The organism is Pseudomonas sp. TH49, assembly GCF_016650625.1.
Taxonomy (GTDB): Bacteria; Pseudomonadota; Gammaproteobacteria; order Pseudomonadales; family Pseudomonadaceae; genus Aquipseudomonas; species Aquipseudomonas fluorescens_H.
Window position 1 is genome coordinate 3,521,017 of the sequence record NZ_JAEKFL010000001.1, and the last position, 12,649, is coordinate 3,533,665.

The 12,649-nt window shown below is 62.1% G+C and carries 11 protein-coding genes; 7 read left to right on the forward strand and 4 right to left on the reverse strand.

The window, feature by feature from the left end; genetic code table 11:
* The first annotated feature begins 185 nt into the window (after window positions 1–185).
* From kdpC to JFU48_RS16015, 3 genes are all read left to right on the forward strand, one after another.
* On the forward strand, window positions 186–731 hold the full coding sequence (kdpC, locus tag JFU48_RS16005; RefSeq protein WP_201136920.1) for a potassium-transporting ATPase subunit KdpC: 546 nt from the start codon (window positions 186–188) through the stop codon (window positions 729–731).
* Window positions 732–858: 127 nt separating this feature from the next.
* Entirely contained in the window at window positions 859–3,510 is a 2,652-nt protein-coding gene (locus JFU48_RS16010) for a sensor histidine kinase (protein WP_201136921.1), read from the forward strand.
* 47 nt (window positions 3,511–3,557) lie between these two features.
* Complete coding sequence (locus JFU48_RS16015) at window positions 3,558–4,256, forward strand: response regulator (RefSeq protein WP_201136922.1); 699 nt, start codon at window positions 3,558–3,560, stop codon at window positions 4,254–4,256.
* A 142-nt stretch (window positions 4,257–4,398) separates the two neighbouring features.
* Here JFU48_RS16015 and JFU48_RS16020 read toward each other — a convergent pair whose 3' ends face one another.
* Window positions 4,399–5,445 carry a patatin-like phospholipase family protein gene (locus tag JFU48_RS16020; RefSeq protein WP_003226842.1) on the reverse strand — a complete coding sequence of 349 codons (1,047 nt, stop codon included), beginning with the start codon at window positions 5,443–5,445 and terminating at the stop codon, window positions 4,399–4,401.
* 216 nt (window positions 5,446–5,661) lie between these two features.
* On the opposite strand from JFU48_RS16020, the gene JFU48_RS16025 reads away from it, so the two are divergent.
* The 3 genes from JFU48_RS16025 (at window position 5,662) to JFU48_RS16035 (ending at window position 7,808) form a co-directional block, all read left to right on the forward strand.
* Window positions 5,662–5,940: a hypothetical protein gene (locus JFU48_RS16025; RefSeq protein ID WP_201136923.1), complete on the forward strand. Its 279-nt coding sequence runs from the start codon at window positions 5,662–5,664 to the stop codon at window positions 5,938–5,940.
* A gap of 79 nt (window positions 5,941–6,019) precedes the next feature.
* Window positions 6,020–6,787 (forward strand): CHAD domain-containing protein, encoded by a 768-nt coding sequence (locus JFU48_RS16030; RefSeq protein ID WP_201136924.1) that lies wholly within the window; start codon window positions 6,020–6,022, stop codon window positions 6,785–6,787.
* 226 nt (window positions 6,788–7,013) lie between these two features.
* Entirely contained in the window at window positions 7,014–7,808 is a 795-nt protein-coding gene (locus JFU48_RS16035) for an acyl-CoA thioesterase (RefSeq protein WP_201136925.1), read from the forward strand.
* A 1-nt stretch (window position 7,809) separates the two neighbouring features.
* Here the strand turns inward: JFU48_RS16035 and JFU48_RS16040 are convergent, their stop codons facing one another.
* The 3 genes from JFU48_RS16040 to JFU48_RS16050 form a co-directional block, all read right to left on the reverse strand.
* Complete coding sequence (locus tag JFU48_RS16040) at window positions 7,810–8,175, reverse strand: Mpo1-like protein (protein WP_201136926.1); 366 nt, start codon at window positions 8,173–8,175, stop codon at window positions 7,810–7,812.
* 213 nt (window positions 8,176–8,388) lie between these two features.
* The gene (locus tag JFU48_RS16045; protein ID WP_201136927.1) at window positions 8,389–9,870 is read right to left on the reverse strand and encodes a methyl-accepting chemotaxis protein; all 1,482 of its coding nucleotides are present in this window, start codon (window positions 9,868–9,870) and stop codon (window positions 8,389–8,391) included.
* 213 nt (window positions 9,871–10,083) lie between these two features.
* Window positions 10,084–10,890 (reverse strand): TatD family hydrolase, encoded by an 807-nt coding sequence (locus tag JFU48_RS16050; protein WP_103483843.1) that lies wholly within the window; start codon window positions 10,888–10,890, stop codon window positions 10,084–10,086.
* Between the two features lie 239 nt (window positions 10,891–11,129).
* Between JFU48_RS16050 and JFU48_RS16055 the strand changes: the two genes are divergently transcribed.
* The gene (locus tag JFU48_RS16055; RefSeq protein ID WP_103483842.1) at window positions 11,130–12,551 is read left to right on the forward strand and encodes a transglycosylase SLT domain-containing protein; all 1,422 of its coding nucleotides are present in this window, start codon (window positions 11,130–11,132) and stop codon (window positions 12,549–12,551) included.
* The last annotated feature ends 98 nt before the right edge of the window (window positions 12,552–12,649 follow it).

Sequence of the window (12,649 nt, forward strand, 5' to 3'; positions counted from 1 at the left end):
GGGACTGATCGAGGTGTTTGTAAGAGGCGTACCGACCTGGGATAGCGAGCCGAACTCAGGTCTGGAAAAGCGCAGAGATCGGCTCCCTTTCCCCTCGCCCCCTTGGGGGAGAGGGCTGGGGTGAGGGGGAAAAGATCTCCCTGGCACCCCGCAAAAGTTTGCCCAACGAATTCGAGGATTTTGCAATGTCCACAATGATACGTCCGGCCCTGAGCCTGCTGGTGCTGATGACCCTGATCACCGGCGTGGCCTACCCACTGTTGGTGACCGGCGTTGCGCAGGTCGCTTTCCCTGAACAGGCCAATGGCAGCCTGGTGCACGATGCCGACGGCAAGGTGCGCGGCTCGTCCCTGATCGCTCAGGATTTCGTCGGTGATGCGTGGTTCCATCCACGTCCTTCGGCGGGCGCCTTCGCGACCGTTTCCAGCAGCGCCAGCAACCTGGCGCCGAGCAATCCGGCACTCGCCACACGAGTGATCGACGATGCCAACAAGTTGCAGATGCCCGGCCAGGGGCCGGTGCCATTGGCGCTGCTGACCACCTCCGGCAGCGGCCTCGATCCGCACTTGCCACCGGCGGCAATTGCCTATCAACTGGCGCGTGTCGCGCAAGCGCGCAATCTCCCGGTGTCGACCTTGCAGCAACTGCTCGATGCGCACATCGAACAGCCGCTGGTGGGGCCACCGGTGGTGAATGTGCTGGAGCTGAACATGGCGCTGGAAAAACTGTAATTCTGCGGCGCTGCCATTCGCGAGCAAGCTCGCTCCCACAAGAGCAACACTGAACCTGTGGGAGCGAGCTTGCTCGCGAAGAGGCCATAACTGGCAACACATCAACATCTGACTGAAGAGATCAAGCATGAGCGACGCCGGCCGCGCCGACGCACTGTTAGCAGAACTGCCCCGTGACGGCCGTGGCCGACTCAAGGTTTTCCTTGGCGCCGCCCCCGGTGTCGGCAAGACCTACGCCATGCTCCAGGCGGCGCACACGCAATTGCGTCAGGGCGTGAAAATCATTGCCGGCGTCGTCGAAACCCATGGCCGAGCGGAAACCGAAGCGCTGCTCGGTGGTTTGCCGCAGCAGCCGCTGGTGCGCTCGGAATACCGTGGCGTGATGCTCGAAGAAATGGACCTCGACGGCTTGCTCGCGGCCAAACCGAAACTGGTGCTGGTGGATGAACTGGCGCATACCAACGCCCCCGGCAGTCGCCACGCCAAGCGCTGGCAGGATATTCAGGAACTGCTCGCCGCCGGAATCGACGTGTACACCACGGTCAACGTCCAGCACCTGGAAAGTCTCAACGATCAGGTGCGCGGGATCACCGGTGTGCAGGTGCGCGAAACCCTGCCGGACTGGGTGTTGCAGGAAGCCTACGAACTGCTGCTGATCGACCTGCCACCGCGTGAATTGCTGGAGCGTCTGCGCGAAGGCAAGGTCTACGTGCCGGAACAGGCGCGGGCGGCGATCGATGCGTTTTTCACCCAGACCAACCTCACCGCGCTGCGTGAACTGGCGATGCAAACGGCGGCCGCGCAGGTCGATAACGATCTCGCTCAAGGCTATCGCCAACTCGGTCAGGCGGCGCCGGCGGTGCGCGGGCGTTTGCTGGTCGGCGTCGATGGCGATGCGCATGCCGAACGCCTGGTGCGCCACGCCAGCCGGGTGGCCCAGCGTCGGCATCTGCCGTGGAGTCTGGTGCATGTCGACAACGGCACGGTGCGCGACGAGCAATCGCGCCTGCGCCTGCAAAATGCCCAGCAACTGGCCGAACGCCTCGGCGGCGAAGTGGTGTTGTTGCGCGCCGGCGAAGTGGCGAAAACCCTGATCCAGCATGCCGCCGAACGCCGGGCAAGTCTGGTGCTGGTCGGCCAGTCGCGGCCGAGTCTGCGCCGTCGCCTGTTCGGTGGTGGTCTGGCGGCGCGTTTGCTGCGTCAGGCCCACGGTCTGGAAATCAACGTGCTCGACAATGATCGCGAGCAGCCTGCGCCGCGCCTTCGCGTCACGCCGACGCTGGTGTGGTTCGATTACGCGCTGGCATTGGTCGCTACGGTATTGGCCAGTGCGCTGGCGTGGGCGGTGTCGAGTATTTTGCCGCTGCCGAATATCTCACTGGTGTTCCTCGCAGCGGTGTTGCTGGTGGCGGTGCGCAGCAGCCTGGGGCCAGCGCTGGCGTGCGCGGCGCTGTCGTTTCTGACCTACGATTTCCTGTTCATTCCGCCGAATTTTTCCTTCGCCATCCAGCGCGAAGAAGACGTTCTGACCTTGCTGTTCTTCCTGCTGATGGCGGCGCTCACCGGTAATCTCGCGGCGCGCCAGCGCCGCCAGTTGCAGGCCCTGCGCGACACACAGGAGGAAACCAGCGAACTGCTCGACCTGTCACGCAAACTGACTGCCGCGACGGATCGTCAGGCGGTGATCAGCGCTGCGGCGCAGCACCTCAATGGCTGGAGCGATTTGCAGTTGTGCCTGCTCAATCGGGACGGGCAGGGCGGCTGGAAAGTCGAGACCGGCGGGCCGCTGGAGTTCACCGAGTCGGAACGGGCTGCGGCCGATTGGGCCTGGCAGCACGATCAACCGGCCGGCATGGGCACCGGCACGCTGCCGTTCGGTCGCTGGTGGTGGTGGCCGCTGTCGGTGGAGGACGGGCCGCTGGCGCTGCTCGGGGTCTGCGCCAAAGAGGGCCAGACCTTGAGCGGCCAGCGCCGACGCCTGCTCACCGCGTTGAGTCAGCCACTGGCTCAGGCATTGTCCCGGGCGCAACTGGCCGATGATCTGGAGGCCGCGCGCCTGCACGGCGAAACCGAACAACTGCGCAGTGCGCTGCTGGCTTCGGTGTCCCACGATCTGCGTACACCGCTGACGTCCATGCGCGGCAGTATCGACAGCCTGTTGGCCCTCGGCGAAGCCATTCCGCTGGAGGATCGCCGCGAGTTGCTCGAAGGCACCCGCGATGAAGCCGAACGCCTTGATCGCTATATCCAGAATCTGCTCGACATGACGCGCCTCGGCCACGGTGCGTTGAAGCTGGCGCGGGACTGGGTGTCGCCGGCAGACATCGTCGGCAGTTCGCTCAATCGCCTGCGTGCGGTGCTGGCGCCGCTGCAGGTCAGCACCGACGTGCCCGCCGAGCTGCCGCTGCTGTTCGTGCACGCGGCGCTGATCGAACAGGCGCTGGTCAATGTGCTGGAAAACGCTGCGCGGTTCTCGCCGGCCCATGGGCGTTTGCAACTGCGTGCCGGCGCCAGTGACGAAGAGATTTTCTTCTCGGTCAGCGACGAAGGCCCGGGGATTCCCGAGGACGAGCGGGCGAAGATTTTCGACATGTTCTACACCGCCGCGCGGGGTGATCGCGGAGGGCAGGGCACGGGGCTGGGGCTGGCGATCTGTCAGGGCATGGTCGGCGCGCATGGCGGGCGGATCAGCGTGGCCGACGGCATCGACGGCCGCGGCACTTGCATCACCCTGCACCTGCCGTTGCAGACGCAACCGGGGATGGACAATGAAGCCTGATCGCGACTGCGCTACTCTCTTTCAATCTTTTGTGTCGATGTGAATTCATGAGCCAGACCGCGACCATTTTGGTCATTGATGACGAACCACAGATCCGTAAATTCCTGCGCATCAGCCTCGCCTCGCAAGGCTACAAAGTGCTGGAGGCCGGCACCGGCGCCGAGGGCCTCGCGCAGGCGGCGCTGAACAAACCCGACCTGCTGGTGCTCGACCTCGGCTTGCCGGACATGGACGGCCAGCAGGTGCTGCGCGAGTTTCGCGAGTGGGCCACCGCGCCCGTGCTGGTGCTCTCGGTGCGCGCCAGTGAGGGGCAGAAAGTCCAGGCGCTGGATGGCGGTGCCAACGATTACGTGACCAAGCCGTTCGGCATTCAGGAATTTCTCGCCCGGATCCGCGCGTTGTTGCGTCAGGCGCCGGCCGGCGAGGCCCAGCAAGCGGCGCTGACGTTCGGCCCGCTGACCGTGGATCTGGCTTATCGGCGGGTGCTGCTAGACGGTGTCGAAGTGGCGCTGACCCGCAAGGAATACGCGGTGCTGGCGCAACTGGCGCGGCATCCGGGACGGGTGATCACCCAGCAGCAATTGCTCAAGGATATCTGGGGGCCGACGCATACCGAGGACAGTCATTACCTGCGGATTGTGGTCGGGCATTTGCGTCAGAAGCTGGCGGATGATCCGACCCGGCCGCGGTTTATTGTGACGGAGGCGGGGGTTGGGTATCGGCTGTTGAGTGAGAACAGTCTGTAGGTTTTGTGTGGTCTGGTCTGGCCCCTTCGCGAGCAAGCCCGCTCCCACAGTGGTCGGTGTGATACACAAATTTCAATAACACCCCAGAACCCTGTGGGAGCGGGCTTGCCCGCGAAGAGGCCCTGACAGGCAACCGAGAACTTCAAGGCTCTCTGCTCTGCTCACTTTCATACCGATCCAGCGTATCCCGCGCAATCTCCCGTCCCAGTGCGATCAACTCCGGCGCCTTGTAGAACTCGAAAAACCGGCACACGCGCTTCGGCACGTTGATCAGGATGTCCGGCGGATAGCCGGCGATCTTGTATTGCGCCAGCGAGGTCTGCATCACCTCGAAACTCTGGTTGATCAGGTCCAGCAGTGACGCCGGTCCGACGTTGTCGATGATGAACGAGCCGGTGGCGGATTTCGGCGCGCCTTCGCGTTCGGGAGCCGCTGCCGGTTGCTGGCTCTCCGGTTCGCTGCCTTCCAGCCACGGGTTGATCTCGCCCGCTTCGGCGCGCAGCGCTTCCTGCTCCAGTAACAACAACTGCTCGGCCTGTTTGCGGCGGAACGGCATTTTCGAACCCAGCGAACTGAGCAGGCTGTCGAAGCGCGAACGAAAGGCTGGCGGGCGCTGGATTACCGGCAATTTGTAATGCCGCTGGTTGGTCGCGTTGAGGTTGACCGCGATGATCAGATCACAGTGGCTGGAGACCACCGGCACGATCGGCAACGGGTTGAGAATGCCGCCATCCACCAGCATCCGGTTACCCTGCATCACCGGGGTGAACAGGCTGGGAATCGCCGCCGAGGCGCGCATCGCCTGATGCAGGCAGCCTTCCTGGAACCAGATTTCCTGCTGGTTGGTGAGGTCGGCGGCGACGGCGGTGTAGGGAATGCGCAGGTCTTCGATATTGATCTCGCCGACGATCTTGCGGATCTGCCCGAAGACTTTCTCACCGCGAATCGCCCCAAGGCGAAAGCTCACGTCCACCAGACGCAGCACATCCAGATAATCGAGCGTTTCGATCCAGGTGCGGTACTCGTCGAGTTTGCCCGCCGCATAGATCCCGCCGACCACTGCGCCCATCGAACAACCGGCAATGCAGGCAATGTCGTAACCGCGTCTTTCGATCTCCTCAATGACCCCGATATGGGCGTAGCCCCGGGCGCCTCCGGAGCCCAGCACCAGTGCGACACGCTTTTTCATCAAACTTCCTCCCCCGACAAGGCACCACAATGCACCCATCCATGGGCGGGCGACAATCGCCAGAGTCGTTCGGGGCGGCAGCAGAGTCGTTTTCCGATACTGTGTGACCCGTCGGGGTTATCTTTTCGTCACCGCAGATTCACCGGGCGCCAAGGCACTTTTTTCGCGCCGTAACGTCTTACCTGCACGACTGTTGACCTATTTGAGGAGTTAGTGATGAAAGCCTGTATCTGTGTGCCGTTGATCGCGCTGGCATTGGCCGGTTGCGCTGGCAAGACTGCTTATCGCGACAGCTGCGGCAGTCAACTCGATGCGGCGTGGCATGAACTGGATCTGGCCAAGGCCGAAGGTTTCGCCGGCACGGTCAGTTACTCCAAGGCGCTGTCGTTGCTGACGGCGGCCAAGACCCAACAGCAATTCGAAGGTTTCGAGGGCTGCAGCAACAAAGCCGAGAAGGCACGTTTCTATATTCGCGAATCCCGCGCCGGGCGCTAAGCTGCTGACTTGACGCAAGGATGCGCCTGCCTTCTCACGGCAGACTCATCCTTCAAGCCATGTGAATCAGGAGCAAGCGATGTCTGCGTTGGTGGATCGGTTGGTGGCTCATGTCCTGAGCCTGGAAGTGCGACTGCTGGCCTGTCAGGCGCGCCTGACTGCGCGGACCGACCCCGAGGCGCTGCACGACTTGCGCACCACGGTACGGCGCTTGCGCAGCCTGTTGCGACCCTTGCGTGGTTTGCCGGGTGTGGAACAACTGGAGGGCGCGGCGTCGGCAGTTGGTCAATTGACCACACCGTGGCGTGATCGCGAGGTGTTGGGGGCGTATCTGCTCAAGCATGATCAACCGCAAGCGGCGCAGCGCCGCATGGCGCAGATGGCGGAAGCGTATCCGACGCTGGCGGCGAGTGCCGAGGTGGCTTCGCTGCTGATCATCCTCGACGCTTTCCCGCGATTCCTGCGCGCCTCCGAGCGCCAGGGATTGCTCAAGGGCCTGGCCAAACGCATCGAAAAACGCCTGCACAAACAATGGAAAAAACTCGACCAGGCCCTGCACGATCCTGCCCACGATCGGCATCGCCTGCGCTTGCTGATCAAGCGAGTGCGCTATGGCATCGAAGCCTATCCGGAACTGGATCGCCTGCCTGAAGCGGCGCTGGCACGGCTGAAGTCGGCGCAGGGCGCGCTGGGCGACTGGCACGATTGCTGGCAGTGGCTGGCGCGGGCCGAGCTGGAAAGCGATCTGCAACCGTGCGTCGCGACTTGGCAGGCGGGACTGATCAAGGCTGAAGCCAAGGCGGATCGGGTGCTCGACAAACTCAGCACTGCCTGCTTCAAATCCTGAATTCTCCATAGACCCTTTGTGGGAGCGGGCTTGCTCGCGAAAGCGCTGTATCACTAGACACATCGGTGACTGACACAGCGCTTTCGCGAGCAAGCCCGCTCCCACATTCGAATATCTTCCTGACCTTAAGGCCTTTCTGTCAGTCCATTTGACCGGAATAGACGCTGCGGCGCTCTCTCATGCTGGTTAAGATCGCAGCATTCAATTTTCGCTTGCTGAGGTTGTCATGCGCTTTTCCGATCTGCTCGATGCGGTCCGTCGCGATCCAGAACTGACCATTCCCGCCGAGTGGGGCCAGGGTCGGGCCAGTTTTGGTGGCCTGGTCGCGGCGCTGCAATACGAAGCCATGCGCGCGAAAGTGCCAGCCGAGCGCCCGGTGCGTTCGCTGGCGATCACCTTTGTCGGCCCGGTCGAGCCGGAAGTACCGGTGAGTTTCGAGGTCGATGTGTTGCGCGAAGGCAAAGCAGTCAGCCAGGTGTTGGGGCGGGCCATGCAGAACGGTCAGGTGGTAACGATCGTGCAGGGCAGTTTCGGCGCTTCGCGGCCCTCGGAAGTGGCGGTTGAGGCCTATCCCGCTGCCGAAATGAAACACTGGGATGAATGCCAGGAGTTGCCCTATATCAAAGGCGTGACCCCGGAGTTCATGCGGCATCTGTCGATGCGCTGGAGTGTCGGCGGCATGCCGTTCACCGGCAATAAATCGCGGCAGATGGGCGGTTGGGTGCGTTTGCGTGGCGATGTGAAGGAAGAGCCGGTCAATGAGGCGCATCTGTTGGCACTGGTGGATGCATGGCCACCGGCATTGTTGCCGTATCTGAAGAAACCGGCACCGGGCAGTACGCTGACCTGGACCATTGAATTCGTGCAGCCGCTACGCGACTTGAGCACCCTGGACTGGTGCAAATATCTGGCAGACATCGAGTACGCCGCCGACGGTTACGGCCATGTCGCCGCCAAGCTGTGGAGTGCGGAGGGGGAGTTGATCGCCATGAGTCGTCAGACCGTAACGATTTTTGCCTAAATCAATGCCGACGGTGCCGCTCCCGCCAGGCGCGCCACCAGCCACCGCTGAGCAAGAACCGCGGAAAGGTCAGGAACTGCTCGACCAGCAAGCGTGACACTGCATCCTGGCGGTCGCTGAACGGCTCGGAGGCTTGCGCCTCCAGACTGTGGCCGTGGCGCTGCAAAACCAGCGCCGCGACAATACCAATCACGCCGATGGCGACACTGGCCAGACTCAGGCTGAACACGCCAGAGACGATCAACAGAAACGCGACGATGAACAACGGTACGGCAATCAGGTGCAACACCAGATTGGTCGGGTGCTGGTGATTGTTCGGGTACGCGCGCCATTGCCACGCGGGAAGGTTGGGGTGACGTTTGCCCATGTTGGCTACTCCTCGATCCATGTTGAACACATGGTTGGAGAATAGGCCGGGGCGGGTGGGGCGGCGAATCAAGGTTGGCTATGGCGGTGATAGGCGTCATCGCCGAATTCGATGTTGACCCGGTTGACGCCTTCGCGAGCAAGCTCGCTCCCACAGGGGATTGGTGTACGCCACAGATTCCCTGTGGGAGCGAGCTTGCTCGCGAAGGCGTCGTCAGAGTTTCAACTGACCAATAGCCTTGTTGAGCTCCCCGGCCAACGTCGCCAACTCATTACTGGTGGTCGCCGAATCCACTGTCTGCTGCACGGTATTCTCGGTCACATCACGAATGCTCACCACCGCCCGATTCATCTCTTCCGCGACCTGACTCTGCTGCTCCGCCGCCACCGCAATCTGCGTGTTGCTCTCGCGTATCTGCGCCACGGCGCCAGTGATTTCCGCCAGCGCCTCGCCAGCCTCCTGCGCCTGCTGCACGCAATCGTCGGCCTTGTACGAACTCTCCTGCATGAAGTCCACCGCATCGCGCGTGCCGGCCTGCAGTGCCGAGACCATGGTGGTGATTTCATCGGTGGAGGTCTGCACACGCTTGGCGAGGTTGCGCACCTCATCGGCGACCACCGCAAAGCCACGGCCCATCTCGCCGGCGCGGGCCGCTTCGATGGCGGCGTTCAGCGCCAACAGATTGGTCTGCTCGGCGATGCTGTGAATCACGCTGACCACACCGTTGATTTTCTGGCTGTCCTCGGCCAGACGCTGAATCATCTCGGCGGTTTGCTGCACGCCGCTGGAGAGTCCGGCAATCGACTGCTGCACGCGGCTGACCACTTGCTGGCCGCTGCCGGCCAGACTGTCGGCGGTTTGCGACAGGTCGCGAGTGGCACCGGCGTGCTGCGCGATGTGATAAACCGTGGCGGTCATTTCGTTGATCGCGGTGGCGGCCTGATCGGTCTCGCTCTGTTGACCGAGCATGCCGTGGCGCACGTCGTTCATGCTCGCCGCCAGACGTGCGGCACCGACGTCCAGTTGCCGCGCGGTGTTGGCGACGGTGGTGACCACGCGTTGATAACCGGCCTGCATCGCGTTGAACGCATTGGCCATCTGCCCGACTTCGTCCTTGCAGGCCAGAGGTACGCGGGCCGAGAGGTCACCGCTTTTCTCGACGTGCAGCATCACGTCTTTCAGCGTGTTGAGCTGACTGAGCAGGAAACGGATCAGCAGCTGTGAGGCGCAAAGCATGGCGAACATCAGGATGAACACCGCCACGGCGTAGTTGGCAAAACGCTCGCTGAACACTTGCGCCAGGCTTGGGCCATAGGCAATGACCGCGACTTGCTGGCCGTCGGCGCGACTGAACACTTCGGCACCCATCAGCGGGTTGTTGCCGAACAGCGGCAGGTGATTGATCTCGTTCCAGCCGTTACTTTCGCTGATCTCCAGCACAGGTTGGTCGTTGAGGCGCGGCGCTTCACCGCGTTTGAACGTCAGCACCTGGTCAGCCTTGGGCAACGCCTGCCCGGCCGGCCAGGCCTTGAGCAATTGCGCCTGAGCCTGAGCAGACGCTTGTGAGGCTTGGCTGCGGGCTTGCTGCTCGAGTTGCACGGCGTACAGCACCAGCAGCAGGGTGGTGACGAAAGCGACCGCATTGACCGCCCAGAATTTGTATTTCAGCGAGATATTGCTAAGCCAGGCACCCATGGAGGTCTTCTCTGATAGCGGAAACAGTTTTGGCAAGGTGCCAGTATTGTGCCGCTATGCAGATATCGGGATGTTGATATGGGTCAACAGGTTCTACGCTGATCCCCTGTGGGAGCGGGCTTGCTCGCGAATGCGGTGTGTCATTCAGCTCATTTCTGCCTGACACACTGCTTTCGCGAGCAAGCCCGCTCCCACAATGGGATGTGTGGTGTGTCAGGGCAGGGTGGGCAGGTTGAAGAATGCGCGGGCGCACGCTGTGGTATGTGCTGCCAGATCTTCCTCTGTCTCGCCGCGATGCAGCGCCACTTCGCGCAGCACTTCGGTCAGATACGCTGGTTCATTGCGGCCGTTCTTCGGCTTTGGGCGCAAGGTGCGGGGCAGCAGGTACGGCGCGTCGCTTTCGAGCATCAGCCGTCCGCGCTTGATCTCCTTGACCAGCGGATGCAGGTGCGTGCCCCGGCGCTCGTCGCAGATCCAGCCGGTGATGCCGATGTGCAGGTCCAGATCCAGGTAACTGAACAAGGCTTTTTGCTCGCCGGTAAAGCAGTGCACCACGGCGGCGGGCAATTGATCGCGAAAGTCCCTGAGGATTTCCAGCAGACGCTGACTGGCGTCACGCTCGTGCAGGAACACCGGCAACTGCAGTTCTGCGGCCAGCGCCAGATGTTCTTCGAGGACTTTTTCCTGCTGCGGGCGCGGCGAGAAATCCCGGTTGAAATCCAGCCCGCATTCGCCCACGGCGACCACGTTTGCTTCTTGCAGCAGACTGCGCAAACGGCGTGCGCTGTCAGCGTTCCAGTCACTGGCCGAATGCGGGTGAATGCCGGCGGTGGCGAACAGTCGTTGGCCGCTTTGATCCAGTTGCTGGCACAGCTCCAGCGCCTGTTCGCTGCCCTCGACGCTGGTGCCGGTCAGCACCAGTTGGCAGACCCCGGCAGCGTAGGCGCGGTCGAGCACGGCCTGATGTTTTTCGGCGAAACTTGGGTTGGTCAGGTTGACGCCGATATCGATGAGTTGCATGGTTGCTACCTCGGGCCGAAGGCCGGAAAGCATACCAGAGCTGTAGATTCATAAGAAAAGCCAAGAACTACAACGAGTTATAGCTGTCTTTTGATGCCGCGAGACTGCTCGGGTTGGCGCAAATGCCATCCTCGTGCCAGTCTCTTGCACTTTGTCAGCGCTCCAGGCGCTCTGTTTTCGTCGGCGATTTCAACCGTTCAGCGGTTAGAAAACGCCCCCGTATTCTTTCCGGAGAGTGGATGCATCGTCCCTCGGTTTTGCTCCTGTTGTGTGCGTCGCTGCTGCTGCCGATAACGGCGGTTGCGCGCTTGCCCGGGCCTCTGCAAGCCGTGCCGGCCGCCAAGGTCCGCGACTTGTCGGAGATACGCAGCAGTCGCGTGTTGCGCGTGCTGGTCAACCAGAGTCGCAACAGCTCCGGTGAAGTCCAGGGCCAGGCCATCGGTGTCGAATACCATCGCCTGCGCGCCTTCGAGCAATACCTCAATGGCCACGCCCGCGATGGCCAGGAAATCACCCTCAAGATCATTCCCAAAGCCAAGGATCAACTGCTCGGCGCGTTGCAGCGCGGCGAAGGTGATCTGGTCGCGCCCGGCGAACTGCTCGATCTGCAACCCGGCCACGCGGTGGCCAGCAGCGAGCCGATCGCCAGCAACGTGCCGCTGGTGCTGGTCGGCATCAAGGGCGAGCGTCGCTACACCAAGGTCGAACAGCTTTCCGGCAAGACCCTGGCCTTGCCGACCGGCAGTGCGGCGGGGGAGGCGGTCAGCCAGCTCAATCAGAAACTGGCGCTGCGCAAACTGGCACCGATCAAGATCGAATGGGTCGATCCGACCCTGGCGGTCGAGGACGTGCTGGAGATGGTGCAGGGCGGGATTTTTCATCTGACCATCGTCGAGCAACCGATCGCCGAACGCTGGGGCAAGATCCTGCCCAAGCTGCGTTTCGATCGGCAATTGATGATCAGCGAGCCGGGTGAGGAATACTGGTTTGTGCGCCGTGATGCCTCGATGCTGCGGGCAAGCATTGATCGCTTCCTGGTCGGCTACAAGAAACCGGCGAACGAGGATGCCGAGTTTCTGCGGATCTATCGGCGCCTTTACCAAGTGCACTATCCATTGGCCAAGGCTGATCGTCAGCGTCTGGAAAAACTGCGCCCGACCCTGCAAAAACACGCCGACGCGCAAAGCATGGACTGGCTGAATCTGGCGGCGCTGGCCTTCAAGGAATCGGCCCTGCAACCCAGCGCCCGCAGCGGCAGTGGGCCGACCGGGCTGATGCAGATCACCCCGTCCGCCGCGCAGCGGGTCGGGGTGAACAACATCCAGAATCTTGATGCGAATGTGCAGGCCGGGGCCAAGTACCTGGCGATGATCCGGCGCAAGTTCTTCAACAGTCCGAAGCTCAATGAGCGTGAGCGCATGGCGTTCACCCTGGCGGCCTACAACATCGGCCCGGAGCGTGTGCAAGGCATGCGCGCCGAGGCACGGCGGCGCGGGCTGAATCCGAACCAGTGGTTCTTTCAGGTCGAGCGCATCGCCATGGAGCAGGTGGGCATGGGGCCGGTCAGCTATGTTAATAGCGTGAACAAGTATTACCTGGCGTTCGACCGGGAGCGGGAGTCGTTGGAGCCCCGGGGACAGAAAGTAGCCTCACGCAAATAATCAAATAAATCGATTGGTATGGTGGAATATTTCCGCTTTTAACATGAAATTAACTGATTAATATGGCGGCCAACCAACACACTTCTCCAAAAGGAATG

Bases quoted from the DNA above. Each gene is read 5' to 3' on its own strand.
- JFU48_RS16015 (WP_201136922.1), top strand. From the start codon at position 3,558: ATGAGCCAGACCGCGACCATTTTGGTCATTGATGACGAACCACAGATC.
- JFU48_RS16010 (WP_201136921.1), top strand. From the start codon at position 859: ATGAGCGACGCCGGCCGCGCCGACGCACTGTTAGCAGAACTGCCCCGT.
- JFU48_RS16025 (WP_201136923.1), top strand. From the start codon at position 5,662: ATGAAAGCCTGTATCTGTGTGCCGTTGATCGCGCTGGCATTGGCCGGT.
- JFU48_RS16040 (WP_201136926.1), bottom strand. From the start codon at position 8,175: ATGGGCAAACGTCACCCCAACCTTCCCGCGTGGCAATGGCGCGCGTAC.
- JFU48_RS16045 (WP_201136927.1), bottom strand. From the start codon at position 9,870: ATGGGTGCCTGGCTTAGCAATATCTCGCTGAAATACAAATTCTGGGCG.
- JFU48_RS16050 (WP_103483843.1), bottom strand. From the start codon at position 10,890: ATGCAACTCATCGATATCGGCGTCAACCTGACCAACCCAAGTTTCGCC.
- JFU48_RS16035 (WP_201136925.1), top strand. From the start codon at position 7,014: ATGCGCTTTTCCGATCTGCTCGATGCGGTCCGTCGCGATCCAGAACTG.
- kdpC (WP_201136920.1), top strand. From the start codon at position 186: ATGTCCACAATGATACGTCCGGCCCTGAGCCTGCTGGTGCTGATGACC.
- JFU48_RS16020 (WP_003226842.1), bottom strand. From the start codon at position 5,445: ATGAAAAAGCGTGTCGCACTGGTGCTGGGCTCCGGAGGCGCCCGGGGC.
- JFU48_RS16055 (WP_103483842.1), top strand. From the start codon at position 11,130: ATGCATCGTCCCTCGGTTTTGCTCCTGTTGTGTGCGTCGCTGCTGCTG.
- JFU48_RS16030 (WP_201136924.1), top strand. From the start codon at position 6,020: ATGTCTGCGTTGGTGGATCGGTTGGTGGCTCATGTCCTGAGCCTGGAA.